Annotated in this window: 26 protein-coding genes and 1 riboswitch; of the genes, 10 read left to right on the forward strand and 16 right to left on the reverse strand. The window is 71.4% G+C overall.

The genetic code is table 11. From position 1 onward, the window contains the following. Positions 1-71: 71 nt before the first annotated feature. From groL to EUA94_RS08270, 6 genes are all read right to left on the reverse strand, one after another. On the reverse strand, positions 72-1,706 hold the full coding sequence (gene groL, locus EUA94_RS08245; RefSeq protein ID WP_129426388.1) for a chaperonin GroEL: 1,635 nt from the start codon (positions 1,704-1,706) through the stop codon (positions 72-74). A gap of 216 nt (positions 1,707-1,922) precedes the next feature. Then, on the reverse strand, positions 1,923-3,080 hold the full coding sequence (locus tag EUA94_RS08250) for a hypothetical protein (protein WP_129426389.1): 1,158 nt from the start codon (positions 3,078-3,080) through the stop codon (positions 1,923-1,925). Next, positions 3,077-3,592, reverse strand: a complete 516-nt coding sequence (locus tag EUA94_RS08255; RefSeq protein WP_129426390.1) for a SigE family RNA polymerase sigma factor — start codon at positions 3,590-3,592, stop codon at positions 3,077-3,079. The genes EUA94_RS08250 and EUA94_RS08255 overlap by 4 nt, the downstream gene beginning before the upstream one ends. Positions 3,593-3,599: 7 nt before the next feature. Continuing rightward, a complete protein-coding gene (locus EUA94_RS08260) occupies positions 3,600-4,460 on the reverse strand; it encodes an ATP-grasp domain-containing protein (protein WP_129426391.1) in 861 nt (286 codons plus the stop codon). Positions 4,461-4,470: 10 nt separating this feature from the next. Further along, entirely contained in the window at positions 4,471-5,322 is an 852-nt protein-coding gene (locus tag EUA94_RS08265; RefSeq protein WP_129426392.1) for a class I SAM-dependent methyltransferase, read from the reverse strand. Between the two features lie 9 nt (positions 5,323-5,331). After that, positions 5,332-6,195 carry an SGNH/GDSL hydrolase family protein gene (locus EUA94_RS08270; RefSeq protein WP_242494741.1) on the reverse strand — a complete coding sequence of 288 codons (864 nt, stop codon included), beginning with the start codon at positions 6,193-6,195 and terminating at the stop codon, positions 5,332-5,334. 100 nt (positions 6,196-6,295) lie between these two features. On the opposite strand from EUA94_RS08270, the gene EUA94_RS08275 reads away from it, so the two are divergent. Continuing rightward, positions 6,296-7,513, forward strand: coding sequence for a DUF2157 domain-containing protein (locus EUA94_RS08275; protein WP_165356838.1), 1,218 nt, complete (start codon positions 6,296-6,298; stop codon positions 7,511-7,513). Next, positions 7,510-8,007 (forward strand): GDYXXLXY domain-containing protein, encoded by a 498-nt coding sequence (locus EUA94_RS08280; RefSeq protein ID WP_129426394.1) that lies wholly within the window; start codon positions 7,510-7,512, stop codon positions 8,005-8,007. The genes EUA94_RS08275 and EUA94_RS08280 overlap by 4 nt, the downstream gene beginning before the upstream one ends. Positions 8,008-8,009: 2 nt before the next feature. Here the strand turns inward: EUA94_RS08280 and EUA94_RS08285 are convergent, their stop codons facing one another. The 3 genes from EUA94_RS08285 to thrC are packed head-to-tail and all read right to left on the reverse strand — an operon-like array spanning position 8,010 to position 10,104. After that, positions 8,010-8,495 carry a DUF6174 domain-containing protein gene (locus EUA94_RS08285; RefSeq protein WP_129426395.1) on the reverse strand — a complete coding sequence of 162 codons (486 nt, stop codon included), beginning with the start codon at positions 8,493-8,495 and terminating at the stop codon, positions 8,010-8,012. A gap of 46 nt (positions 8,496-8,541) precedes the next feature. Then, positions 8,542-8,817, reverse strand: coding sequence for a MoaD/ThiS family protein (locus EUA94_RS08290; protein WP_129426396.1), 276 nt, complete (start codon positions 8,815-8,817; stop codon positions 8,542-8,544). A gap of 15 nt (positions 8,818-8,832) precedes the next feature. Then, positions 8,833-10,104, reverse strand: coding sequence for a threonine synthase (gene thrC / locus EUA94_RS08295; protein ID WP_129426397.1), 1,272 nt, complete (start codon positions 10,102-10,104; stop codon positions 8,833-8,835). A gap of 10 nt (positions 10,105-10,114) precedes the next feature. Further along, a riboswitch (SAM riboswitch) is annotated at positions 10,115-10,253 on the reverse strand. 84 nt (positions 10,254-10,337) lie between these two features. On the opposite strand from thrC, the gene EUA94_RS08300 reads away from it, so the two are divergent. Genes EUA94_RS08300 through EUA94_RS08310 form a run of 3 tightly spaced genes read left to right on the forward strand, consistent with a single transcriptional unit; the run spans position 10,338 to position 13,287 of the window. Continuing rightward, complete coding sequence (locus EUA94_RS08300; RefSeq protein ID WP_129426398.1) at positions 10,338-11,303, forward strand: glycosyltransferase family 2 protein; 966 nt, start codon at positions 10,338-10,340, stop codon at positions 11,301-11,303. Continuing rightward, the gene (locus EUA94_RS08305; RefSeq protein ID WP_165356839.1) at positions 11,300-11,710 is read left to right on the forward strand and encodes a GtrA family protein; all 411 of its coding nucleotides are present in this window, start codon (positions 11,300-11,302) and stop codon (positions 11,708-11,710) included. Before EUA94_RS08300 ends, EUA94_RS08305 begins: the two co-directional genes overlap by 4 nt. Further along, on the forward strand, positions 11,707-13,287 hold the full coding sequence (locus EUA94_RS08310) for a glycosyltransferase family protein (RefSeq protein WP_129426399.1): 1,581 nt from the start codon (positions 11,707-11,709) through the stop codon (positions 13,285-13,287). The genes EUA94_RS08305 and EUA94_RS08310 overlap by 4 nt, the downstream gene beginning before the upstream one ends. On the opposite strand, the gene otsB is transcribed toward EUA94_RS08310, so the two are convergent. From otsB to EUA94_RS08325, 3 genes are all read right to left on the reverse strand, one after another. After that, positions 13,256-14,092 carry a trehalose-phosphatase gene (gene otsB / locus EUA94_RS08315; RefSeq protein ID WP_129426400.1) on the reverse strand — a complete coding sequence of 279 codons (837 nt, stop codon included), beginning with the start codon at positions 14,090-14,092 and terminating at the stop codon, positions 13,256-13,258. The genes EUA94_RS08310 and otsB overlap by 32 nt on opposite strands. A 56-nt stretch (positions 14,093-14,148) precedes the next feature. Then, complete coding sequence (locus EUA94_RS08320) at positions 14,149-14,622, reverse strand: LytR C-terminal domain-containing protein (protein ID WP_242494742.1); 474 nt, start codon at positions 14,620-14,622, stop codon at positions 14,149-14,151. A 100-nt stretch (positions 14,623-14,722) separates the two neighbouring features. Further along, a complete protein-coding gene (locus tag EUA94_RS08325) occupies positions 14,723-15,016 on the reverse strand; it encodes a nucleoid-associated protein NapA (RefSeq protein ID WP_129426402.1) in 294 nt (97 codons plus the stop codon). 199 nt (positions 15,017-15,215) lie between these two features. Between EUA94_RS08325 and EUA94_RS08330 the strand changes: the two genes are divergently transcribed. Next, positions 15,216-16,658: an alpha,alpha-trehalose-phosphate synthase (UDP-forming) gene (locus EUA94_RS08330; protein WP_242494743.1), complete on the forward strand. Its 1,443-nt coding sequence runs from the start codon at positions 15,216-15,218 to the stop codon at positions 16,656-16,658. A gap of 19 nt (positions 16,659-16,677) precedes the next feature. Here EUA94_RS08330 and EUA94_RS08335 read toward each other — a convergent pair whose 3' ends face one another. The 4 genes from EUA94_RS08335 to EUA94_RS08350 form a co-directional block, all read right to left on the reverse strand. Continuing rightward, positions 16,678-18,243, reverse strand: coding sequence for an FMN-binding glutamate synthase family protein (locus tag EUA94_RS08335; protein WP_129426403.1), 1,566 nt, complete (start codon positions 18,241-18,243; stop codon positions 16,678-16,680). A 64-nt stretch (positions 18,244-18,307) separates the two neighbouring features. Further along, a complete protein-coding gene (locus tag EUA94_RS08340) occupies positions 18,308-19,036 on the reverse strand; it encodes an anti-sigma factor (protein WP_129426404.1) in 729 nt (242 codons plus the stop codon). Continuing rightward, on the reverse strand, positions 19,017-19,685 hold the full coding sequence (locus EUA94_RS08345) for an RNA polymerase sigma factor (RefSeq protein WP_129426405.1): 669 nt from the start codon (positions 19,683-19,685) through the stop codon (positions 19,017-19,019). Before EUA94_RS08345 ends, EUA94_RS08340 begins: the two co-directional genes overlap by 20 nt. A 13-nt stretch (positions 19,686-19,698) precedes the next feature. Continuing rightward, positions 19,699-20,337: a fasciclin domain-containing protein gene (locus tag EUA94_RS08350; protein WP_207210456.1), complete on the reverse strand. Its 639-nt coding sequence runs from the start codon at positions 20,335-20,337 to the stop codon at positions 19,699-19,701. 97 nt (positions 20,338-20,434) lie between these two features. Between EUA94_RS08350 and EUA94_RS08355 the strand changes: the two genes are divergently transcribed. Genes EUA94_RS08355 through EUA94_RS08370 form a run of 4 tightly spaced genes read left to right on the forward strand, consistent with a single transcriptional unit; the run spans position 20,435 to position 25,251 of the window. Next, complete coding sequence (locus EUA94_RS08355) at positions 20,435-21,757, forward strand: alpha/beta fold hydrolase (protein WP_129426407.1); 1,323 nt, start codon at positions 20,435-20,437, stop codon at positions 21,755-21,757. Beyond that, entirely contained in the window at positions 21,754-23,127 is a 1,374-nt protein-coding gene (locus tag EUA94_RS08360) for an MFS transporter (protein WP_129426408.1), read from the forward strand. The genes EUA94_RS08355 and EUA94_RS08360 overlap by 4 nt, the downstream gene beginning before the upstream one ends. Beyond that, on the forward strand, positions 23,120-24,544 hold the full coding sequence (locus tag EUA94_RS08365; RefSeq protein WP_129426409.1) for a pyridoxal phosphate-dependent decarboxylase family protein: 1,425 nt from the start codon (positions 23,120-23,122) through the stop codon (positions 24,542-24,544). Before EUA94_RS08360 ends, EUA94_RS08365 begins: the two co-directional genes overlap by 8 nt. Continuing rightward, positions 24,541-25,251, forward strand: a complete 711-nt coding sequence (locus EUA94_RS08370; RefSeq protein WP_129426410.1) for a uracil-DNA glycosylase — start codon at positions 24,541-24,543, stop codon at positions 25,249-25,251. Before EUA94_RS08365 ends, EUA94_RS08370 begins: the two co-directional genes overlap by 4 nt. The last annotated feature ends 88 nt before the right edge of the window (positions 25,252-25,339 follow it).

Consider the following 25,339-nt stretch of genomic DNA (forward strand, 5'->3'; position numbering starts at 1 on the left):
AGCGGAGGCCCTGCTGGTGGAGCTGTGTGGCTGGGGGACGGATCAGCCGAGCTGAAGCTTCTTCGCTTCGCTCAGAAGTCCATTCCGCCCATTCCGCCCATTCCGCCGTCGCCGCCGCCCATGGCCGAAGCCTTCTCGGGCTTGTCGGCCACGACCGCCTCGGTGGTGAGGAACAGCGCGGCGATCGACGCGGCGTTCTGCAGCGCCGAGCGGGTGACCTTGGCCGGGTCGATGATGCCTTCGGCGATCATGTCGACGTAGTCACCGGTCGCGGCGTTGAGGCCGTGACCCGCGGGGAGGTTGCGCACCTTCTCGGACACGACGCCACCCTCAAGACCGGCGTTGATCGCGATCTGCTTGAGCGGGGCCTCGATCGCCACGCGGACGATGTTGGCACCCGTGGCCTCGTCGCCGGTGAGGTCGAGCTTGGCGAACGCCTCGGTGCCGGCCTGGACGAGCGCCACGCCGCCTCCGGCGACGATGCCCTCCTCGACCGCAGCCTTGGCGTTGCGGACAGCGTCCTCGATGCGGTGCTTGCGCTCCTTGAGCTCGACCTCGGTGGCCGCGCCGACCTTGATGACGGCCACGCCGCCGGCCAGCTTGGCGAGGCGCTCCTGGAGCTTCTCGCGGTCGTAGTCGGAGTCCGACTTCTCGATCTCGGCGCGGATCTGGTTGACCCGGCCCTCGATCTGGCCCTGGTCGCCGGCACCCTCGACGATGGTGGTCTCGTCCTTGGTGATGACGACCTTGCGGGCCTGGCCGAGCAGCTCCAGACCGGCGGTGTCGAGCTTGAGGCCGACCTCCTCGGAGATGACCTGGCCACCGGTGAGGATGGCGATGTCCTGGAGCATGGCCTTGCGACGGTCACCGAAGCCCGGCGCCTTGACGGCGACGGAGCGGAAGGTGCCCTTGATCTTGTTGACGACCAGGGTCGACAGCGCCTCGCCGTCGACGTCCTCGGCGATGATCAGCAGCGGCTTGCCGGACTGCATGACCTTCTCCAGCAGGGGCAGGAGGTCCTTGACCGTCGACACCTTGGAGTTGGCGATGAGGACGTACGGGTCCTCCAGCACGGCCTCCATGCGCTCGAGGTCGGTGGCGAAGTAGGCCGAGATGTAGCCCTTGTCGAAGCGCATGCCCTCGGTCAGCTCGAGGTCCAGCCCGAAGGTGTTGGACTCCTCGACGGTGATGACCCCTTCCTTGCCGACCTTGTCCATCGCCTCGGCGATGATCTCGCCGACGGTGGTGTCAGCAGCGGAGATCGACGCCGTGGACGCGATCTGCTCCTTGGTCTCGACGTCCTTCGCCATGCTGAGCAGCTGCTCGGACACGGCGGCGACGGCGGCCTCGATGCCGCGCTTGAGACCCATCGGGTTCGCGCCGGCCGCGACGTTGCGCAGGCCCTCGCGGACCATGGCCTGGGCCAGGACGGTGGCCGTCGTCGTGCCGTCACCGGCGACGTCGTCGGTCTTCTTGGCGACCTCCTTGACCAGCTCGGCGCCGATCTTCTCGTAGGGGTCCTCCAGCTCGATCTCCTTGGCGATCGAGACGCCGTCGTTGGTGATCGTGGGGGCTCCCCACTTCTTCTCCAGGACGACGTTGCGGCCCTTGGGGCCGAGGGTGACCTTGACGGCGTCGGCGAGGGTGTTCATACCCCGCTCGAGGCCGCGGCGGGCCTCCTCGTTGAAAGCAATCAGCTTGGCCATATCGCGTGCGATTCCTATCGACGTGAGTCTGTGTGTCGACACCAGGCAGGCTGCCCGCGACGGACGATCCGCTCCCCCGGCGATCCATTCACGCCGGCATCTGCGGACCTCAGCATCACCTGGGTCGTTGTCACTCTCATGACGAGAGTGCCAGCGTCATGTTTAGCACTCGACCCCCGAGAGTGCAAACGCCTCAGAGGCTCGTCGGCGCGGCCGTCACGAGAGGTCGGCGAGCTGGGCGATGCTGACCCGGCCCACGATCTCGCTGACGAGGTGGACGTCCTCGGTGCCGACGTCCCAGGCCAGGATCCGTTGGCCCTCCGTGCTGGATGAGGAGAAGAGGACGGTGTCCCCGCCGATCCACCCCAGCGGGAGGCAGCACCCCTTGCTGCGGGTCCCGTCGCCGCCGAAGCCGTAGTCGAGCGCCAGCGCGGTGCGGTCGCCGTGCCGGTCCACCATGAGCGCCTGCGGATTGCTGACCGAGCCGCCGGACACGCCGCCGGCGAGGAAGGCCGCCTGCGCCGTGCCTGCCCGGCCCACGGCGACTGGGCCCCATGGCTCGTCGGCTCCCGTCCAGCCCTGCACCCAGTCGACGTCGGCGACCGAGGTCTCCCCGTCCAGGCTGTGCACGACCCCAGATGAGTCGTCGCCCAGCGCGTCAGGCACCCATATCTGGTTCGTCATCAGCCACCGCGCACCCTCCGCCAGCCAGTCCGGGGTGTCGACCGTCGTCCAGGCGCCGGTCATCAGGTCCAGCACCTCGATCGAACTGTCCTGTACGAAGAAGGCACGGAGCCGGTCACCGGACAGGCTGGCGTGCGACAGCGGGGTACGCCCGTTGCCCTCCTCGTCGGTCACCGGCTCGAGCCGCGAGATGTCGATCTCGACCGCCCGCTGGCTCTCGGTCAGGGCGAGCACCCGCTCCCCGCGGCCCGCGAACAGCGCGACCACCGGCTCCCCGACGGATCCGACGACCTCGGCTCCCTCGAGGTTGATCACGGCGGGGAGACCGGCGACGGGGAGCACGGGAAGATCGGCCTCCTCCACCGCGGAGGGTGCCCACCAGATCGGTGCTCCGGCGTACTCACCAGCCGGGCGTGCCACCGGAGCCTGACCGGTCGCCGAGGCTGTGGCGGACGGCGTGGGCGACGTGGAGGGGGCCGGCGCCGGTGCCACCCGGCCGCCGGGACTCGCCAGCACGGCCACACCGGTGACAATTGCGGCTGCCGCGGCGGTCGCGGCGACGACGCCGACCCGCGACCCGACGCGACGACGGGTGCCGTCACGCCAGGCCCGGTCGATGGCAGCCGGGTCCTGCAGGTCCTGGTCGGGGGCCGCGGCGCGGAACAGGTCGCGGAGGTCGGTGTCGGTCATGAGGTCTCCAGGAAGAGCAGGTCGCTGAGCTCGGGAGCGAGCTCGCGCAAACGGCGCAGGGCCAGGTGGGCGGTGCTCTTGACGGTGCCGGTGGAGACACCGAGGGCCTGCGCGATCTCGGCCTCGGAGAGGTCGTCGAAGTAGCGCAGAACGAGGACGGCCCGCTGCCGGTCGGTGAGGCGACCGAGGGCCCCGAGGAGCACCATGCGTCGCTCTACGGCGGAGTCGCCCGCGGGCGTGCGACCCGGGTCAACAATCTCGGAGGCCACCTCGAAACGGGCGCGACGCCACCAGGAGACGTTGTCGCGCACCAGGATCTGTCGGGCGTACGCATCGGGATGGCCGTCGCGCAGCCGTGGCCAGCGCTGCGCCACCTTGGTCAGCGCCTCCTGGACGAGGTCCTCGGCCAGGCCGGGGTCGCCCGTCAGGAAGCTCGCGGTCCGGAGCAGGTGGGGACGGCGGAGGGTCGCCCACGCCGTGAACGACTCGCGATCGCCCAACCGTTGCTCCATGACCACCTCAACGCGTGCGCGACTCGCGAGGTTGGAGGTGCGCGACAACGAGGTCCGCGAACGGTCCCGCATTGGCGGGCGAGACGTCGAGGTAGAGCCCGGGCTCGATCAGCTCGAGCTCGCTGACGACCCAGTCCCCCTGCCAGTGGAGGAGGTCGACACGCAGGTAGTCGATCGGCCGGCCGAAGCGTCGCGCCATGGCGTCGTACGCCCTCAGTGCGAGCGGGCCGACCTCGCCCGTCGGCACCTCGCGCACCTGCCCGCCGAACTCCTCGTGGACGCGGATCTCGCCGGTGCCGGCCGGCACCTTGTCGAACCGCGCGGTGACGCGGCCGTCGATGACGTAGACCGACACCTCGCCGTGGGTGTGGATCGACTCGACGAGCGGCTGGACGACGACCGGCCCACCCTCGACATGGGGTGCTGCCTGGTCCTCGTCGAGCCCGGCCTGCAGGACCGCCAGGCCCTGCCCGCCGGCGCCGATGGCCGGCTTCACGACAGCCGTGCCGAGGCCGTCGACCGCGGCGACCAGCTGCGTGGCGCTGGCGACCCAGGCGGTCGGGACGCCCGGCAGGTCGTCGAGGTCGAGGAGGTAGCGCTTGTCGTGGTTCCACGCGAAGACGTCGGCGCCGTTGAGCAGCCGGGACTGGTCGAGCGAGGCCGCCCAGCCGAGGAAGTCCGCCGGTCGCTCGACGTAGTCCCACGTGGAGCGTACGGCGACGAGGTCCGCTGCGGCCCAGTCCACGGCCGGGTCGTCCCACCGCACCCAGGCGAAGTCGATGCCGCGCTCGGCGAGGGCAGCGTCGAGTGCGGGCGCGCCGGGCTCGCCCTGCGGCAGGTCACCGCTGGTCGCGAGGAGGACGGTCATGCGGGGGCAGTCATGCTTCGGGCAGCTCGGAGGCGCCGTACAGCTCGTGGGCGACGTCGTCGCGGTTGGTGCCCTCGCGGTTGTCACCCTTCTCGATGATCACGAGGTTGTGGTAGCAGTGCACGCCCCTGACCCACTGGTCGGTGTAGGTCGCCTCGTAGCCCTCGACGAGGAATTCCTCGTGGTTGAGGCCGTCGATGAGGTCCTTGACGAGGTCCATCGAGGTGCCGGGAGCACGGGGGTCGAGCTCGCCGCCCCAGGCGGGCCAGTAGGACGTCTGGATGTCCTCGATGCAGTAGATCGCGCCGTCGGGCAGCAGGGGGAACAGGATCCGGAAGGACTCCCGGACGTGGGCCGGGATGTGGCTGCCGTCGTCGATGACGACGAGCGGGGCGCCCTGCTCCTCGATGATGCGGTGCAGGATCTCCGGGTCGGTCTGGTCGCCGAGGTAGGTGTGGATGTGCCCGCGGGTCAGCCACGTCTTGTCCTCGATGTCGAGGCCGACGATCGTGGCGCGCGGGAAGAACCAGCGCCACATCTTCATCGAGGCGCCGCTCTTGCGCCGCTTCTTGTAGCCGCCGATGCCGAGCTCGAGCAGCGTGAAGGAGTCGCCGCGCAGGTGCTGGAGGTGCCGCTCGTAGTGGGGGGTGTAGCGGTGCACGCCCCACTTGTCGGTGCGGAACTCGACCGCGAGCTCGGTCAGGTTGCTGGCCAGCAACCGGCGGCGGCGTTCGGCCTTCGGGTCGGCCACGGCGCTGGCAGGCGCGGGCTGCGACGGAGGTGCGGGCGGGTCCTGCATGCGGCTGGCCTTCTGGGCCGCCTTCTTGACGGCCTGGCCGGCTCGTCGAGCAGTGGTGCGCACCCGGGAACCCTAACCTGACCCGCGCTGCCCGGGTGCGTGGTGCCCGAACGGCAGATGCTGCACCACACCCAGCGCTGCAAGCACCGACGGCAGCATCGCCTTGGCGGTGCGCTTGTAGCCGTGCGCGCTGGGGTGGAAGCGGTCGAGGCTGAACATCTCCTCGGGATTGGTGATGAAGAACGGTCCCACCACGTGCGCGAGCGACACCACCCGCGCGCCGTGCTCCAGGGCGACCACCCGTTGGGCCGCCGCGAGCTGGCGCGAGGCCCGCGAGCCGAGCGCCCGCAACGGCTGCGGCACCGGTCGCAGCGCGCCGAGGTCGGGGCAGGTCCCGACGACCACCTCGGCACCGCGCCCGCGGAGGTCGTCGATGGCCTCGGCCAGGTGTCGTACGGAGTCGGCCACCGGCACCCGGTGCGTGACGTCGTTGCCGCCGACGACGATCACCGCGACATGGGGCCTGTACGTCGCGGGCAGCGAGGCGAGCTGCGTCGCCAGCATGCTGCTCTCCGAGCCCACGACCGCCGCCGTACGCAGGCGCACCGACCGTCCCGCGTGCCGGGCGACACCGCGGGCCAGCCGGCCCGCGAGCGTGTGCTTGGCACGCTCGGCGCCGAGGCCGGCGGCGATCGAGTCGCCCAGGACGAGCAGGTCCACCGGCTCCCCGTACTTCTTCTTGTAGTGCTTGTCGGCCGATGGCGCCTGCTCGCCCAGCGGCTTGCCGATCGCGCGCCGTGCCTGCGCGGCCTGCCGCTGCAGCAGCTCGCGGGCGGCGTACGCCGTCGCGCCGCCGACGCCGCCCACCACCGCGAGGGCGGCGCCGGCCCGGGTCAGGTGCTTGGTCGCCACCCCACCCATCAACCACACCGACATGGACCGGCGGTCAACTACGGGCGACGGATGGCCCAACGACACCCCCAACCTGGGTCCATGTACTCACGACAACAGGCCCCGGGTTCGTCACGCTGGGCTCATGAGCGACTCCGCAGTCCTGACCACCCGCCCTGTTCCACCGCGCCAGCTCGCCTGGTTGCGCTCCGAGGTCGCCGACTGGACCTCCCAGGGCATCATCACGCCCGACCAGGCCGACCGCATCTCCCGGCACTACACCGCCTCCGACCACACGAGGTTCAGCGTCGGCCGCGTGCTGCTCTACCTCGGTGGCGGCTTCGTCGGCATCGGCCTCATCTGGCTGGTCGCCGCCAACCTCGACCAGCTCTCCCCCGTCGCCCGCTTCGTCGCGGTGACCGTCCTCTGGCTGTCGTTCCTCGCCGGCGGTGAGCTCCTCGCCTCGCGCCAGGCCTCACGCCCGCTCGTCGGGGCCGTACGCCTCCTGGCCGCCCTCGGCATCGGTGCGGTCCTCTTCCAGGCCGCCCAGTCCCTACAGGTGCCCGCCTTCGAGCCGCGCCTCATCGGGCTGTGGGCCGTCGGCGCCCTGCTGCACGCGTACGCCGTCCGCGCGTACGCCCCGTTCCTCGTCGGCATCCTCGCCGGGGTCACGTGGTGGTTCGCGCAGCCGCTCTGGGACGAGCAGAGCGGCCTCGCGGTCGTCGTGCTCTTCGGCGCCGCCGCCGTGCTGGCCGCCGGCCTCGCCGTCCTGCACGACGGCCGTCTCGACTCCTTCGCCTGGGCCTGGCGCACGGTCGCCGGCGCCATGGCGCTGCTCTCGCTCTTCGCCGCTGCCATCCCCGACATCGGTGAGGACGGCCTGACCTGGTCGCCGTGGCTGGTGGGCGCGCTCGTCGCGGCCGGCGTCGCAGCAGTCGCCGCCGCCGTCGTGGCGCGGGGGGCCCGTGCCCTCGAGCCGGCCGGCGCCGTCGTGGTGCTAGGCGTCGCGACCCTGCTCGGCCTCTGGTCGACTGGGTCCGACACGAGCGACGTGGATGCGTCCGACTGGATGCACGCCGCGGTCTCGGTGGCCGCGTACGTCGTGCTGGCCGTCGCCCTGGTGGCGCTCGGCACCGTGCGCGAGCACACCGCCCTCACCTGGATGGCGATGGGCGGGCTCGTGGTCTTCACGACCTTCCAGAGCTTCGCCGTCTTCGCCCCGATCGTGACCGGCGCCTGGCTCTTCGTGGTGCTCGGCACGGTCTTCCTCGGCAGCGGCTTCCTCTTCGACCGGGCCCGGCGCGAGCTGGTCCAGGCGCTCGACACCGACACCGACACACACACCGATGGAGCAGCCCGATGAACCGCACCGCCGTCACCGCCCTGATCGCCGTCGGCCAGCTGGCCCTGGTCGGCGTGGCCGTCGCACCCCAGCTCTCGGCCCGCACCCTCGGCGACACCTACCTGATGAAGGTCGCGCCGCTCGACCCGATCGACCCGTTCCGCGGCGCGTACGTCGCCCTCGACTACCCGGACCTGCGCCACGACGACTCCCAGTCGTTCGGGAACCCCGGCCTCGGGACGCTCGAGGACGGTGAGGAGGGTGCCGTCTACGTCACCCTCGTCGAGGAGGACGGCGTGTGGGCCGCCGACGCGTGGACGCGCGAGCGCCCCGAGGACGGTCCCTACCTCGCCTGCGACGACCGCTCGTGGCAGATCAGGTGCGGCATCGAGAGCTTCTTCCTGCCGCAGGACGAGGCCCGGGAGACCGAGCAGCTGCTGAGCGACGGGGCGGTCGCCGAGGTGCGCATCGACGGTCGCGGCAACGCTGCCGTGGTCGACGTACGAGCGCCCTGAACTCAGTCGCTGCGGACGACCGAGACCGTGTAGTAGGTCTCGTCGTCGGCGACCATCGTGCTCGGGTCGATCGCGATGGACTTCGGGACGCCGCGGCGGGCGTAGTCGACCGTCACGGAGTCGGAGGCGGCGGTCGCTTCGCGGATCATGCTGAAGAGCTCGTCCATCGAGGAGCCGCGGCGGGGCCGCAGCCGCCGGTCGCCCTGCGTGACCTTGATCATGCGGTCACCGCGGATGATGGTCACGACGGGCTTCGCGGGGACGCAGAAGCAGCTGACGCGGACCGAGATGACGTAGTCCTCGATCTCCTTGGACTGCCACTCCTGCCAGGCCGTGGACAGCTCGGGGTCCTCGTTGATGCCCGGCACGAACGGCTGGACGGGCTGCGGGTCCGCCGCGACCGCGGGCGTCGCACCGGCGCTCCATCCACTCACGACCAGGGCGAGCGGGACGAGGGCTGCGGTCAGGACGTGCTTCATCGTCGTCATGGCCCTACGACGTGCCGCGGGGTCGATCCGGTTCCGCCCGGGTGTCTCAGCCGCCGGCGACCGCGGGGATCACCGAGATCTGTACGCCGTCCGGGGTGGGCGTCGCGAGGTCGTCGAGGAAGCGCACGTCGTCGTTGCCGACGTAGACGTTGACGAACCGGCGCAGGGCGCCCGCCTCGTCGAGGATGCGGCCCTTGATGCCGGAGTAGCGGGCGTCGAGGTCGTCGAGCACCGCGGCCAGGGTGTCGCCCTCGGCGCTCACCTCGGACTCGCCGCCGGTGTAGGTGCGTAGGATGGTCGGGATCCGGACGGACACGCTCATGTATCTATCTTCTCCTCAGATGATCTTGGCCGCGACGAAGGCGTCGTAGGACGGGGCGATGGTGGCGACGGCGCCGACGCGGTCGGACACGGCATCGAGGGTCTTGAGCCCGTGCCCGGTGTTGATGACGACGGTCTCCAGCGAGGTGTCGAGCTGGCCGGTCTCGACCAGCTTCTTGAGCACGCCGACCGTCGTGCCGCCGGCGGTCTCGGTGAAGATGCCCTCCGTACGGGCGAGCAGGACGATGGCCTCGCGGACCTCGTCGTCGCTGATGTCCTCGACCGCACCACCGGTGCGGCGGCAGACGTCGAGGACGTAGATGCCGTCGGCCGGGTTGCCGATCGCGAGGCTCTTGGCGATGGTGTCGGGCTTGACCGGGCGGATCGCGTCGGTGCCGGCCTTGTAGGCCACGGACACCGGGGAGCAGCCGGTGGCCTGCGCGCCGAAGACCTTGTAGGGCTTGTCCTCGACGAGCCCGAGCTTGATGAGCTCCTGGAACGCCTTGTCGACCTTGGTCAGCTGCGAGCCGGACGCGACGGGGATGACGATCTGGTCGGGCAGGCGCCAGCCGAGCTGCTCGGCGATCTCGTAGCCCAGCGTCTTGGACCCCTCGGCGTAGAACGGGCGGACGTTGACGTTGACGAACGCCCAGCCCTCCTCCTCGCCGGCGATCTCCGAGGCGAGCTTGTTGACGTCGTCGTAGTTGCCGTCGACGGCCACGAGGCGGTCGGTGTAGACGGCGGAGTTGACCTGCTTGGGCTGCTCGAGGTTGCTCGGGATGAAGACGACGGTCGTGATGCCGGCGCGGGCCCCTGCCGCGGCGACGGCGTTGGCCAGGTTGCCGGTCGACGGGCAGGCGAACACCTTGGCGTCGAGCTCGCGGGCGGCGCTCAGGGCGCAGGCGACCACGCGGTCCTTGAACGAGTTGGTCGGGTTGGTCGAGTCGTCCTTGACCCAGAGGTTGTCGATGCCGAGCTCGCGGCCGAGGTTGTGGGCCTTGAGGAGCCGGGTGTAGCCGGGCTCCATGTTCGGGCTCTGCTCGATGTCCGACGGCACCGGGAGCAGCGCCTTGTAGCGCCAGATGTTCGCCGGGCCGGCGGCGATCTCCTCACGGGTCACCTCCGGGAAGTCATAGGCCACCTCGAGGGGGCCGAAGCACTCCGGACAGGCGTACGACGGGCCGAGGGCGACCTCGTGCCCGCACTCGCGGCAGGCCAGCGCGCGGGCGTTGCCGAAGGCACCCTCACGCAAGGTGTGGGTGGTGGTCTCGTCCAGCAGGGTGCTCATGAAGTCCTCCTTCTCATCTGTCCCCGCGACTCTCGCGGGTCGGATTTGGCACCTGCTCCCATGAACTGCCGGATGGATCCGGGCAGGAGGCATCATGGGTGGTTGCCGGGACTTCGTCGGGCCGTTCCCTCAGTCCCTCGTGATGAGCAGGACCAGAGTAGGCAGGCCGTCTCACGATGTGCACATCACGTCCACCATCTGGATGGGGGTCCCGGTCGGATACGGTGCCCGCGATGAGCGACACCACTGCCCCCTCGACCCGCCGTACGATCTCGTTCCTCCTCCCGGTCTACGACGAGGCGGAGAACATCGAGGTCTTCCACGCCGCGCTCGTCGAGAGCGCCGCGCACCTCGAGGATCGCTACGACGTGCAGTTCCTCTACGTCGACGACGGGTCGAGCGACGGGTCGCTGGCGGTGCTCAAGGGCCTGCACGACCGGGACCCGCGCGTCGTGGTGCTCGCCCTGTCGCGCAACTTCGGCCACCAGAAGGCGGTCACCGCCGCGCTCGACGCCTGCCACGCCGACGCCGCGATCATCATGGACACCGACCTCCAGGACCCGCCGCGCGTCAGCCTCGACCTCGTCGCGGCCTGGGAGGCGGGTGCGGACGTCGTCTACGCCCAGCGCCTGACGCGCGACGACTCGGCCTTCAAGCGCGCCACGGCCCACGTCTTCTACCGGGTGCTGACGCGCGCCGCCTCCATCGACATCCCGCGCAACACCGGCGACTTCCGGCTGCTCGACCGCAAGGTCGTCGACGAGCTCCGGCTCTACCGCGAGCACAACCGCTTCCTGCGCGGCATGGTCAGCCACGTCGGCTTCACCCAGGTCGCGGTGCCGTTCCACCGCGACAAGCGGCACGGCGGCAGCACCGGCTACCCGATCAGCAAGATGGTCAAGCTCGCCGGCGACGGGATCTTCGGCTTCTCGACCGCCCCGCTGCAGCTGATCAGCCGGGTCGGGATGGCGTTCAGCCTGCTCAGCCTGCTCGGGATCGTGTACGCGCTCGTCGTCCGCCTCGCCTACCCGGAGAACGCCGTCCCCGGCTGGGCGTTCCTCGCCATCACCCTCTTCCTGATCGGCGGCGTGCAGATCTCGATGCTCGGCATCCTCGGCAGCTACCTCGGGCGGGTCTACGTCGAGGTGCAGGACCGGCCGCTCTACAGCGTCGCCGACACCATCGGCGACCCCTGGTGACAGGGAGCCGGGCCGGACGGTTCGCCCTGGTCGGGGTCGTGAACACCCTGATCGACCTCGTGCTCTTCACCGTCCTCACCGCGGCCGGCCTCGGCGTGCTCGCGGCCAACACCGTCTCGACCACGTCGGGCATGACCTTCAGCTTCTTCGTCAACCGTGCGTGGTCGTTCAGGTCCGAGCGGCCCGCCCGCGAGACGGTGGTGCCGTTCCTCGCGGTCACGCTCGTCGGCCTCTGGGTGCTCCACCCGCTCGTCATCTTCGGCACGGCCGCGGTCGGCCGCCACCTCGGCCACGAGGGCGACGAGGTGCTGTGGCTCGGCAAGGTCGCCGCGATCGCCGTCGGTCTCGTCTGGAACTTCACGTGGTACGACCGGGTGGTCTTCCGCCAGCGCGGAGCCGAGTCGTGAGGCGGGCGGCTGTCTGGCTGCTGTCGGTGGTCGTCGGGCTGGTCCTGCTCCACGTCCTCCTCGACCCGCTCTACGGTCCCTACCGCTGGTCCCGCACGTACGTCTTCCTGGCCGCGGCGCTGTGCGCGGTCGCGCTGCCGGCCCTCGCGCTCGGCGTACGCCGTGCCGTCCCGTGGCTCGAGCAGCACCCCTGGGCCCGGCGGGCGCTGGTGTGCGGCAACGCTGCCGCGCTCGTGGTCGTGCAGTACGCCGTCGGCCACGCCATCGCGATCCCACCGGGCTTCGACGCGGGGATCGTCCACACCATCGCCGGGACCTTCGCGCTGGAGCTCCCGCTGGGCGTCGGGCTGTCGGACTACATGGCGGCGTACCCCAACAACTGGCTGCTGATCAGCGTGCTCGCGCACTGGTACGACGTCTGGCTCGCGCTGGGCGGCCAGGACGTGCTCACGGCGGCCGTGGTGCTCAACGCCGTGGCCCTGACCGTCTCGGTGTGCCTGACCTACCTGGCCGCGCGGCGGATGGCGCGACCCGCGACGGCGTACGTCCTGCTCGGCCTGTCGTGGCTCTTCATCGGGCTCTCGCCGTGGGTCGCCGTGCCCTACTCCGACACCCTGGCCATGCCGTTCACCGCGCTCGTGCTCTTCCTGTTCAGCCTCGAGCGGGCCGAGGGAGCCGCCCCGTGGCGGCGCGCCCTGCTCTGGGCCGCGATGGCCGCGACCGGCCTCATCGGCTACCAGGTCAAGCCCACGGCAATCTTCGTCCTGGGTGCCGTGGCGCTGGTGGCGGTGGTCGCCGGCCGACGCCCGTCGAGGTCGACGCTGCGCGCCGGAGCGGCGTACGCCGGCGCCGCGCTTGCGGGCATCCTGGTCGCCTCCGCCGCGGTGTCGTACGCGGTTGACGGCGTGGAGGGCAGGGCGGCCTCCTCCGAGGTCGAGCCGTCCTTCCGGCTCGACGCGAGCCACTTCCTCAAGATGGGTGCCCAGTCGAGCCCCGGCCCCTACAACGACTATTACGGCGTCTACGACGAGGACGACATCGCCGAGACCCGCACCCTGGAGCCCGGTCTCGGGCGCACGCGGTTCAACGTCGAGCGCTACCTCGAGCGGGTGGCCGACATGGGTCCGGTCGGCTACCCGGAGTTCCTGTGGGACAAGGCCGCCTGGTTCGTCGGGGACGGGTCCTTCTTCATGTGGGGCGAGGGCGGCATGGTCCTCGACCCGATGCCCTGGACCGCCACCGATCCGGTGAGCCGGCAGGTCCAGGACTGGTTCTTCCTCGGCGGCGACCTCTGGCCCGCGCTTTTCACCACCTGGCAGGGCGCGTGGATCGTGGTCCTCCTGCTGCTGGCGCTCACGCCCCTCGCCCGACGCGACGACGTCGACGGGCCGGTGCCCGCCGCCGCTCGGATCAGCGTGCTGATGCTGATCGCGTTCCTGCTGCTCTTCGAGGCGCGGGCTCGCTACGTGGTGCTCTACCTCCCACACATCCTGCTCGTCGCGGCCCTCACCCTCGACTCGCTCACCGGGCGCGTGGCAGAGCGGGTCAGGCGCGCAAGGGGAACGACAGCCGACTGAGCAGCTCGACGATGCCGCCCGGGCCGTCGACGACGACGTCGGCCAGCTCGACCAGGTCGGGCTGCTCGTGCGACGCGGAGCAGACGACGAGGCCCGGCAGGCCCTCGTCCCGCAGGGCGCGCACCGCCTCGAAGGCCTCGATGTCGCCGAGGTCGTCGCCGCCGAAGACGATGCCGGTGGCCTGCTGCTCGGCGACGAACGCGCGTACGGCCTGCCCCTTGTGCATGTCGCCGGACCGGATCTCGAGGACGTTGCGCCCGGGCTCGATGGTGAGGTGGTGCCGTTCGGCCAGGGCCGCGACGGGGCCCCTCAGCCGCTCCAGTGCCTCGGCTGGGTCGGCCATCCTCCGCGTGTGCACCGCGACGGCGAGGCCCTTCTCCTCCACGAACGCGTCCGCGGCACCGGCCGTACGCAGCACGGCGGGGAGCTCGCGCTCGAAGCTCGCCAGCCCGGCGGGCGGCCGCGGCGAGCGGATTCGCTGCTCGGTCGCCGACCAGCGCTCGTTGCCGTACTGCCCGAAGACGAACAGCTCAGCACCGCGGTCGAGCATGGCGTTGCCCAGCGCGTCGAGGTCGCCCATCGCGATGGCCTGACGCGCCGGGCGGCCGGTGATCACCGCGACGGCGCGCACCACCTCGGCCAGCTCGAGCAGGACGCCCGGTGCGCCCGGGTGCAGGCGGGCGGCCTCGGGGTCGTCGACCACGGGCGACAGGGTGCCGTCGAAGTCGAGCCCGACGACCACACCGTCGAGGACGGCGCGTACGGCGTCGTAGTGGGCGCGTGCGTCGTCGGAGGTGAACTCCATGCGCCAAGCCAACCACGCGGCGCGGACCGCCGGTGAACCGGTCCGAGACGGGAAGATCAGCGAGGTGCGTCGGTGGTGAGGATGATCGTCAGGCGGTCGCGCTTCATCTCGCCCACGGCCGGGGCGGTGCGCTTGATGCCGAGGTCGAGGGCCAGCTGCTTGCCGGCCGCCTTGAGCCGCGGCGGGAAGTAGACCGTGGTGGTCGGGACGACGCCGTACCAGTTGTCCTCGCCGACGACCGCCCAGCCCACCGTGGTGGCCTTCTGCGCGGTCGACGCGGCCAGGCCCTTGATGCCGGAGCTGTTGAAGACCTCGACGTAGACCTCGCCGCGCGTGACCTGCGGCTTGGGCTTCGGCTGCTTCGTGGGCTCGGTCGTGGGATCGGCGCTCGGCGACTGCTCGGCGCTCGCGATGGTCGCGGTGTCGATGCGACGCTCGGTGGGCGCCTGGTCGCGGGTGGCGACGAAGGTGATCGACGCCATCGCGACGGCGAGCACCGACAGCATCACGAGCGGGGACGGGAAGGCCACGCCGCGCTCGTCACGCCCACGGGGGGCAGGGCGACGCATCGGGAGACGGCCAGGACTGGGGAAGGAGGCCATGGGGAAGGTGCCGATCGTGAGTGGTTGGTCAGACGTCGAAGCCGAGGCGGCGGGCGGAGCGCTGGCGCTGGCGGGAGGCCCGCAGGCGGCGGAGCCGGCGTACGAGCAGCGGGTCGGCCTCGAGCGCGTCGGGACGGTCGATCAGCGCGTTGAGGACCTGGTAGTAGCGGGTGGAGGACATGTCGAACTTCTCGCGGACGGCCTGCTCCTTGGCGCCGGCGTACTTCCACCAGTGGCGCTCGAACTCGAGGATCTCGCGATCGCGCTGGCTCAGCCCGGCAGCAGCCTCCCGCTCGACTGCGATCTGCTTGGCGGCGTCCATCTGCCATCTCCTCCTTCGACCCCACGTCCACCCGTGACCGGGTCGACTGGAAGTGAGTCTAGGCGACGAACGACAACGATGTCATTCGCCTCCGGCGAGTCGTCTGGACAAACCCGACGGATGCGACCGAACGGCCCGCGTACGAGCAGGACACCTCGGGGTGGCCTGCGTGTCACCAGCCATCGTTAGGGTTGCCGACGTGAGCCCAGCCCATCAGGCAGACCTCGTGATCGTGGCGAACCGGTTGCCCGTCGATCGCGTCCACCTGCCCGACGGCTCCGTGTCGTGGCGCCGCTCCCCCGGCGGGCTGGTGACCGCGCTGGAGCCGGTGCTGAGGGCCAACGACGGCGCATGGATCGGCTGGCCGGGCTCGGCGGACGACGAGGAGGTCGAGCCGTTCGTCGAGGACGGGCTCTCCCTCGTGCCGGTCTCGTTGAGCGCCCGGGAGGTGGAGGAGTTCTACGAGGGCTTCTCCAACGGCACGCTCTGGCCGCTCTACCACGACGTCATCGCCAAGCCGGAGTTCCACCGCGAGTGGTGGGAGTCCTACGTCGAGGTCAACCGTCGCTTCGCGGACCGCGCGGCCGAGGTGGCTGCCGACGGGGCGACCGTGTGGGTGCAGGACTACCAGCTCCAGCTCGTGCCGCAGATGCTGCGCGAGCAGCGACCCGACCTGCGGATCGGCTTCTACCTCCACATCCCCTTCCCGCCGGCAGAGCTCTTCTCCCAGCTCCCGTGGCGCCGCCAGATCCTCGAGGGGCTCCTCGGCGCCGACCTGATCGGCTTCCAGCTGCCCGGTGCGGCGGCCAACTTCGTCCGCCTCGTGCGCAGCCGGGTGGGCCACAAGACCCACCGCGACACGATCTACCTCCCCGACGGCCGCCCGGTGAAGGCCACGGCCTTCCCGATCTCGATCGACACCGCCGGCTTCGAGGAGCTGGCCAGGTCCGAGGGCGTCGAGAAGCGCGCCGCGGAGATCCGTGAGGCCCTCGGCAACCCGCGCCGGATCTTCCTCGGCGTCGACCGCCTCGACTACACCAAGGGCATCTTCTCGAGGCTGCGCGCGTTCGGCGAGCTGGTGCGTGACGGGCACCTCGACGTGGAGGACGCCGTCTTCGTCCAGGTGGCGACCCCCTCGCGCGAGCGCGTCGAGCAGTACCGCATCCTGCGCGACGACATCGAGCGGCTCGTGGGCGGGATCAACGGCGACCACGGCCGGATCGGACGCCCGGCGATCTCCTACATGCACTCCTCCTATCCCCGCGAGGAGATGGCCGCGCTCTACCGTGCCGCCGACGTCATGGTCGTCACGCCCTTCCGCGACGGGATGAACCTCGTCGCCAAGGAGTACGTCGCCTGCCGCTACGACAACGACGGGGCCCTGGTGCTCTCGGAGTTCGCCGGCGCCGCGGCCGAGCTGCGCCAGGCCTGGCTGGTCAACCCCTACGACATCGACGGGATGAAGGCCACGCTGCTCGAGGCCTTCGCCGCCGACGAGAAGGAGACGTCGCGTCGGATGCGGGCGATGCGCAAGACGGTCCTGACCCATGATGTGGCCAAGTGGGCGCGCGACTTCCTCGATGAGCTGGGCTCGATCCCCGAGCACCACGACAAGTCCGTACGCCGCTCGCGCGCCGGCTGACGGCCGGCCCGGGCTGCGGTCAGTGGTGGGCCTCCGCGGCCCCCGGGAAGGTGGCGTCCTGGGCGACCATGATGGCCTCGATCTCGCGCACCAGGTCGGGTCCGAGCCGCGGTCGTGTGGGGTCGTAGCCGTACGTCTCGGCCAGCCCGAGGGCCGACCTGGTGCCGCTGACGATGTCGACGTCGCGCGGGGAGATCAGGCCGGGATGCACCACCCCGATCGCCTCGGAGACCTTGAGCAGGTCGCGGCGCAGCGACCGTACGTAGTTGGCGGCGCGGACGCTCTTGAGGCTCACGTCGAGGCCGCGGGTGTAGCGCGGGTTCTGGGTGGCGACGCCGACCGGGCAGTGGTCGGTGTGGCACTTCTGCGCCTGGATGCACCCGATCGACATCATCGCCTCGCGCCCGGCGTTGACCATGTCCACGCCGAGGGCGAAGGCGACGACGGCGTTCTCCGGGATGCCGAGCTTGCCGGCGCCGATGAAGACCACGTCGTCGGTCAGGTCGGCGTGGGCGAAGCGGCGGTAGACCTCGGCGAAGGCGATCCGGAAGGGATAGGCGACGGAATCGGCGAAGATCATCGGCGCGGCGCCGGTGCCGCCCTCACCACCGTCGATGTTGACGAAGTCGACACCGCGGTCGCCGCTCGACATCGCGGCGGTCAGCTCGTCCCACATGGTGAGGTTGCCGACCGCGGACTTGATGCCGACCGGCAGGCCGGTGGCCTGGGCGACGGACTCGACGAAGTCGAGCATCGAGTCGACGTCGTGGAACACCTCGTGCCGGCTCGGTGAGGCACAGTCCACCCCTTCCGGGATGCCGCGGATCTCGGCGATCTCGCGGCTGACCTTCCCACCGGGGAGCATCCCGCCGAGGCCGGGCTTGGCTCCCTGGCTCAGCTTGACCTCGATCGCCCGGACCGGGGCGGACTGCACGAGGTCGACGAGCCGGGCCATCTCGAAGCGGCCCCGGTCGTCGCGGCACCCGAAGTAGGACGTGCCGATCTGGAAGATGATGTCGCCGCCGTGGCGGTGGTGCGGGGAGAGCGCCCCCTCACCCGTGTTCTGCAGGCAGCCGGCCATCGCCGCTCCCTTGTTGAGCGACTCGACCGCCTTGCCGGACAGCGAGCCGAAGCTCATCCCGGAGATGTTGACCACCGAGCTCGGGCGGAAGGCGTGCGTACGTCCGCGGGCGGAGCCCATCACCTTGGCGCAGGGCAGGACGATCTCCTCCTGAGCGTGGGGCATCGTCGCCGCCCCGGGGCCGGTGAACGTGCGGTGCTTGATGATCGGGTAGCCGACGACCGTCTCGACGTCGTTGTCGGTGCCGAAGCCGAAGTAGTTGTTCTCCAGCTTGGAGCTGGCGTAGACCCACCGCCGCTGGTCGCGGCTGAACGGACGCTCCTCGTCGTTGCTGGTGACGATGTACTGGCGGAGCTCCGGGCCGAACCGCTCGAGGAAGTAGCGGGCGTGGCCCACCACCGGGAAGTTGCGGATGATCGCGTGCTTCGTCTGGACCAGGTCGTGCACCGTGGTGGCGGCCGCAGCCGCCACGGTGCCGCCGAGGATCGCGTACCTCCACTTCATCCCTCGTTCCTAGTGCCCGGCGGGCCGGTTGTCGAGGAGCGCCCGCCCCGAGGGCGGGGATGGGTCAGACCAGCTCGCCGCGGGCCAGGCTGACGCCGGAGTGGGTCGGGTCGCCGTCGTCGGGCTCCACGGAGATGTCGACGACGAGGTAGCCCTCGTCGAGGAGCCCGCGCGGCACCTGGAACTCGCCGGCGTCGCCGTCGGCCAGCACGCCGAGCGCGACCATCCGCTCGCCGTCGACGTTGATCAGCCACACCTCGTGGAAGCCGTCCTCGCCGCCCAGCTCGCTGGCCTGCACGCGCAGGGTGATCGTGTCGTCGGACTCGACGGCGCGCGCGACGCCGCGTCCGGCGGTGCTGTCGAGCGCGGTGAGGTCGGCGGCCGCGACGACCGCTTCCGGGGCGTCGCGCCCGGGCGTGGTCGCATCGTCCAGCGTTGTCCGGCCCAGGCCCAGGCCCGCGACGAGCGCGACGCCTGCGGCGAGACCGGCGGCCCACACCGGGACCCGGCGTCGCGGGCGCGCCACCTCGGGAGGCGGGGCGGCCACCTGCAGCGGCACGGGGCGGACCGGGGCGTCCCCGGGCACGTCGTTGACCTGCGCCAGCACCTGCTCGCGCACCCGGGCGGGCGGGGCGACCAACGGCTCGCCGGACGTGAGCCGGCGTACGTCGAAGAGGGCGGCCAGCCGGTCGGTGCACTCGGGACACGACTCGACGTGCTCGCGCACGGAGTCGGGGGTGGCATCGGGGTCGAGGACGAGGTCCGCGAGGTCGTCAAGGTCGACGTGAGTCATGGCGCACCCCCTCGAGCTGCTGGTGGAGCTTGATCAGGCCACGACGTACGTGGCTCTTGACGGTGCCGAGAGGAAGGCCGACCTTCTCGGCGATCTCGGCGTGGCTGAGCTCCTCCCAGAAGGCGAGCAGGACGATCGTGCGGCGCGGGTCAGGCAGCTCCTCGACCGCCTGCCTCACCACCAGTCGTTCGGCGACCTCGTCGTCCTTGGATTGCTCCTCGGCGTGACGGACTTCCGGCAGCGCCACCGCGGCCGCCAGTCGGCCGGCGTCGCGGGCGCGCGCGGCGCGTACGTCGGCCACCTTGTGGCGAGCGATCCCGACCAGCCAGGCGGGCAGCGCCGAGGGGCTCGGGGTCAGGGTGTGGCGGCTGCGCCACGCTGCCACGAAGACCTGCTGGGTGACCTCCTCGGCGTCGTGCGCGTCACCGAGGGCGCGGAGTGCATAGGTGTGGATCAGTGCGGACCAGCGGTCGTACACCGCCTCGAGCGCCGATTCGTCGCCCTCCACCAGGCGCGCGGCGAGGGACCGGACGACGTCGTCCTGCTCCTCCTCGAAATCCCGCACGCCGGTGACCACGCCGTCAACGTAGCGGCGGGGTGCCCGCCGGTCGAGCAGCACGGGGGTCTGCTCGACCGGCGGGACATTCATCTCGCGACCGGCCTCAGAGGTTGATCGGGCGCAGGACCTGGTCGATGCCGTGGGCCACCTGCTTGTTGCCCTTGTTGAGGTCGAGGGAGGTCAGCACCGCGCGCGCGTCGCGGTCGTCCTTGTCCCGGTCCTTCAGCGTGATGCGCGGCGAGGGCTTCATCCGGACGTCGACCTTGACGGTCTTGCCGGCCGCCGTCATCAGCTTGGCGCCGTCGGCCTTGAGGACCTTGCCGCTGGTGAGCGTCTTGCCGGGGATGACGTGGTAGAGCAGTACGGTCTCGATGGTGTCGACACCGGCGAGCTCGACGAGCGTGTCGAAGATCTTCTGCTCGCTCTTGATGGTCTCGCCGGTGAGGTCCTTGACGAGCAGGCGGAAGGCCTGGTCGGTGGGGACGAAGACGGTGGCGCGCTGGGTGCCGTCGGCGACGAGTGCCACCGGGGAGCCCGGCTTCGCGCCGACCACGGCCAGGGCGGCCTCGGTCAGGATGTCGAAGTCCTTCGCGAACTTGTCGAACTGGTCGCCGTCCGACGTCAGCAGCCCGGCGAGGGGCGCCTCTCCGGGGACACGCTGCGCGGAGGCAGCGGGCGCGGTCGCCTGGACGGCGCCGAGGGCGAGGGCCGAGACAGCCAGCAGAGCGAGTACGCGTCGCATCATGAGGTCCTATCGTCGGGGGCACCGGATCGCGCCCGTCACCCCCTTCTCCGTGCGAAGCGGCCGCCCGGATGCACCATGGCCGTAGATTTCTCGCATGGACCTGATCCCCAAGCCCGACCAGGTGGTCGCGGCGGCTGGCAACGTCGCCCACACCCTGCTCTACGGCGGGCTGGCCGACCTGCGACCGATGCCGCGCACGCTCATCGACGACGGGGTGCTGCGGGAGGTCTACCACTACCGTCCGGCCGCCGACGTCGCCGAGACCGGCGACCCGGTGCTGCTGGTCAACCCGCTGGCCGCCCCCTCGCTGTGCTTCGACCTGCGCCGCGACTGCTCCCTGGTCGAGCACCTCGTGACCGGCGGCCGCCCGACCTACCTGGTGGAGTACGGACAGGTCTCCTTCAAGGACCGCGGGCTCGGCATGGAGCACTGGGTCGACGAGGTGCTGCCGGAGGCGATCCGGGCGGTGCACGAGCACTCGGGCGGACGCGGGGTGCACCTGGTCGGCTGGAGCCTGGGTGGCATCTTCGCGCTGCTGGTGGCCGCCGACCGGACCGACCTGCCGATCGCGTCCCTGACCGTGATCGGCTCCCCCGTCGACGTCACGAAGGTGCCGCTGATGGCACCCGTCCGCCCGCTCCTCAACATCGGCCAGGGCGCCGGGCTCGTCACCCGGGCCTACCGGGCGCTCGGCGGCGTGCCGACGCCGCTCGTCAACTGGGCCTTCACGGCCGCCTCGGCGCAGAAGGTCGTCACCAAGCCGCTGGCGGTGCTGACGCACCTCGACGACACCGAGTACCTCAAGCAGATGGAGGCCGTCACGCGGTTCATGTCCAACATGACCGCCTATCCGGGCCGGACCTTCGGCCAGCTCTACCACCGCTTCGTCAAGGGCAACGCGCTGGCGAAGGGCCGGATGGAGATCGGTGACCGGACGATCGACCTCGCCGCCATCTCCGTCCCGGTGCTCGTCTTCGCCGGCAACACCGACGGCATCGCGCCGCTGGCCGCCGTACGCGCTGTCGTCCCGCTGCTCACCGGCTCGCCGCAGGTGCGCTTCGAGGTCGTGCCCGGTGGCCACCTCGGCATGCTGACCGGTCGCGCCGCCCGCGGCACGACGTGGGAGGCCATCGACGAGTGGGTCGCCGAGTGGTCGGCCGGGCCGCTGCCCGTACGGAAGGCGGCCGGGCGGTCGAGGAAGGCACCTGCGAAGAAGGCTGCTGCCAAGAAGACCGCCGCGAAGAAGGCTGCTGCCAAGAAGACCGCCGCGAAGAAGGCTGCTGCCAAGAAGACCGCCGCGAAGAAGGCTCCCGCACGGAAGAAGGCGGCGAAGAAGGCCGCCTCGCCCGGCGCCATCGGCTCCAACCCCACGCGCCGCTACGGCTCGTCGGGCTCGCGCGCGCTGGGCCAGCGGTGACGGCGACCACCTCGCCGGGCGGGGCGACGCGGCTGCCGCGCGGCGTACGCATCGGCTACGGCAGCGGCTCGGTCGCGACCGGCGCGTTCGGCACGGTGCCCGGCCTGATGCTGCTGCCCTACCTCACCGACGAGCTCGGCATCGCCGCCCTGTGGGCGGGCGTCATCGTCTTCCTGCCGAAGGCCTGGGACGTCGTCCTCAACCCCGTCGCCGGCCGCATCAGCGACCGCACCGTCGACCCGGCCGGCCCGCGCCGACCCTGGCTGCTCCGCGCCGGGCTGATGCTGGCCGGCGCCTTCGCGCTGATCTTCGCCGCGCCCGACCTGGGCAGCCAGTGGCTCGAGGCCGGCTGGGTGCTGGTCTTCTTCGTGCTGGCGGCGTCGGCGTACGCGTTCTTCCAGGTGCCCTACGTCGCGATGCCGGCCGAGATCACGACGTCGTACGACGAGCGCACCCGACTGATGACGTGGCGGGTCGCGATCCTGGCGTTCACGATCATGCTGGCCGGGGCGACCGCGCCGGTGATCCGCGACGCGGTGGGCGGGCGCGACGGCTACCGCGTGATGGGCGTCGTCATGTCGCTCGTCATCCTCGTCGGCGTCGTGAGCGCGTGGTGGGGCACCCGCCACGCGCCGATCGGCGCCGTCAGCGCCGGGGCCGGGTCGCTGCGCGAGCAGCTGCGGGTCGTGGGCCGGGCCCGCGACTTCCGCGTGCTGCTCACCACGTTCGTCCTGCAGGCGCTCGCGACCGGCTGCATGCTGGCCGGGGTGGCGTACGTGGCCGAGGACCTGCTCGGCCGCTCGGGTGCGGCCACCGTGCTCTTCGTATGCTTCGTCGGACCGGCACTCCTCCTGACTCCTCTGTGGGCCCGGTGGGGCGAGCGCGTCGGCAAGAAGCAGGGGTACGTCGCCTCGTCGCTGGTCCTGGCCGCGGGTGCGGCGCTGGCCGTGCTCGCGCGTGGCGGCAACGACGTGTGGACCTTCGTCGCGACCGGGCTGGTGGGCGTCGGCTACGCCGGCTGCCAGGTCTTCCCGATGGCGATGCTGCCCGACGTGGCCGCGGTGGACGCCGCACGGACCGGCGAGAACCGGGCCGGGGTCTACACGGGCGTCTGGACCGCCGGCGAGACCCTCGGCCTGGCCCTCGGCCCGGCCGTCTTCGCCCTCATGCTGGCGCTCGGCGGCTACCTCTCGAGCGAGGGCCGCGACATCAGCCAGCCCGACTCCGCGCTCACCGCGATCGCCCTCGGCTTCTCGCTCGTCCCGGCCGCGCTGACCATCCTCAGCCTGTGGTGGCTGCGGCAGTACACCCTCGATCCGGCCGAGGTGGCGGCCAGTTCGGTCGGGGAGGAAGGAGCCATCCGTGCCTGATCCCCTCGAGCGGCTCGCGGCGCTGCAGGCCGGCGACCTACCGGTCCACGGCGGCCGCACGCTGGCCTACGTCTACGACTCCGGCGACCCGGAGATCGACCGCGTCGCGCGGGAGGCCGTCGCCGCGTACGCCGCCTCCAACGCGCTCGACCCGACGGCGTTCCCCTCACTTCTCCAGATGGAGAACGAGCTGGTCGGGTTCGCGTGCGGGCTGCTCGACGCCCCGGACGGCGCGGTGGGCACGGTGACCTCGGGCGGCACCGAGTCGATCCTGCTGGCGGTGCAGGGCGCACGGGACAGCCGCCCCGACGTCCGGCACCCCCGGATGGTGCTGCCGGCCACCGCCCACGCCGCCTTCCACAAGGCCGCCCACTACTTCGGCGTCGAGGCGGTGCTCGTGCCGGTCGGACCCGACTTCCGCGCCGACGCGGCCGCGATGGCCGACGCGATCGACGACGACACCGTGCTGGTCGTCGCCAGCGCCCCGTCGTACGCCCACGGGGTGGTGGACCCGGTGACCGAGATTGCCGCGGCCGCCGCCGCCCGCGGCGTGCGCTGCCACGTGGATGCCTGCATCGGCGGCTGGGTCCTGCCCTACGCCGCACGGATCGGTCGCGCGGTGCCGCCGTGGACGTTCGCGGTCGAGGGGGTCACCTCGATCTCGGTGGACACCCATAAGTACGCGTACGCGCCCAAGGGCACGTCGCTCCTGCTGCACCGCGACGCCGGCCTGCGACGCCCGCAGTTCTTCGCGTCCGCAGCCTGGCCCGGATACACGATGCTCAACGCGACGACGCAGTCGACCAGGTCGGGCGGCCCGATCGCGGGCACGTGGGCGGTCGTCGAGCACATCGGCGACGAGGGCTACCTCGAGCTGACCGACCAGGCCCTCGCCGCCGTCGACGCGATCGTGGCGTGCATCGAGTGGGAGCCAGGGCTGCGCGTGGTCGTGCCGCCGGACTCGACGCTGGTCACGCTGGCGACCGACGAGACCCTGGACCCGTTCACGCTCACCGACGAGCTCGTCGCGCGCGGGTGGTACGTCCAGCCGCAGCTGTCGTTCGGCGACCAGGGGCCGAGCATCCACCTCTCGGTGAGCGCCGGGACCCTGCCCCACGTGCAGGAGTTCGCCTCGGCGCTCAGCGAGTCCGTGGCGGCGGCTCGCGAGGCCGGTCCGGTCGCGGTCGACGCGGGAGTGGTCGCCTTCATCGAGGCGCTCGACCCGGCCGCGCTGGGTGACGACGACTTCGACGGGCTGCTCGCCGCATCGGGCCTGGTGGGCGCCTCCGCCGACGGCGAGCTCGAGCTGCCGACGCGGATGGCGGAGGTCAACGCGATGCTCGACGTGGCCTCGCCCGCGATGCGCGAGGCGCTGCTCGTGGCGTTCCTCGACCGGCTGCAGAGGCCGTCCTTGTGAGCTCGCTGGCCGGCCTCGTCGAGAAGGGGCGGGTGGCCGCCGACTGGGCCGAGGCCCTGGCGCCGGTCGACGACCGGGTCGCGGCGATGGGACGCTTCCTGCGCGACGAGGACGCCGCCGGTCGCGGCTACCAGCCCGCTGCCGACCGGGTCTTCCGGGCGTTCGAGCGGCCGCTCGCCGACGTACGCGTGCTGGTGGTCGGGCAGGACCCCTATCCCAACCCCAGCCACCCGATCGGGCTGAGCTTCGCGGTCGAGCGGCACGTGTGGCCGCTGCCGCCGAGCCTGGTCAACATCTACGTCGAGCTGCGCGACGACCTCGGCATCACCCCGCCCAGGCACGGCGACCTGTCGGCGTGGGCGGACCAGGGCGTGATGCTGCTCAACAGGTGCCTCACCGTGCGGCCCGGCGACTCCAACAGCCACCAGGGCAAGGGCTGGGAGGCGATCACCGAGCGGGCGATCTCCGCGCTCGCCGAGCGCGGCGGGCCGGCGGCCGCGATCCTGTGGGGACGGCACGCCCAGTCGTTGAAGCCGCTGCTCGGACCGATCCCGTGGGTCGAGTCGGTGCATCCCTCGCCGCTCAGCGCGCGGCGCGGGTTCTTCGGGTCGAAGCCCTTCAGCCGGGTCAACCGGCTCCTCGAGGAGCAGGGCGCGGCGCCGGTGGACTGGACCCTGCCGACGTACGACGACGTCCCGCCGCGGTAGTCCACCGGGAAATGGTCGTGCCGGCACCCTGCAGCCAGCCACTTGCCGGTGGACTACCGAGGGAATATAGTTGAATCTCGGACTATTG

The organism is Nocardioides zhouii, assembly GCF_004137345.1.
In the GTDB taxonomy this organism is placed as follows: domain Bacteria; phylum Actinomycetota; class Actinomycetes; order Propionibacteriales; family Nocardioidaceae; genus Nocardioides; species Nocardioides zhouii.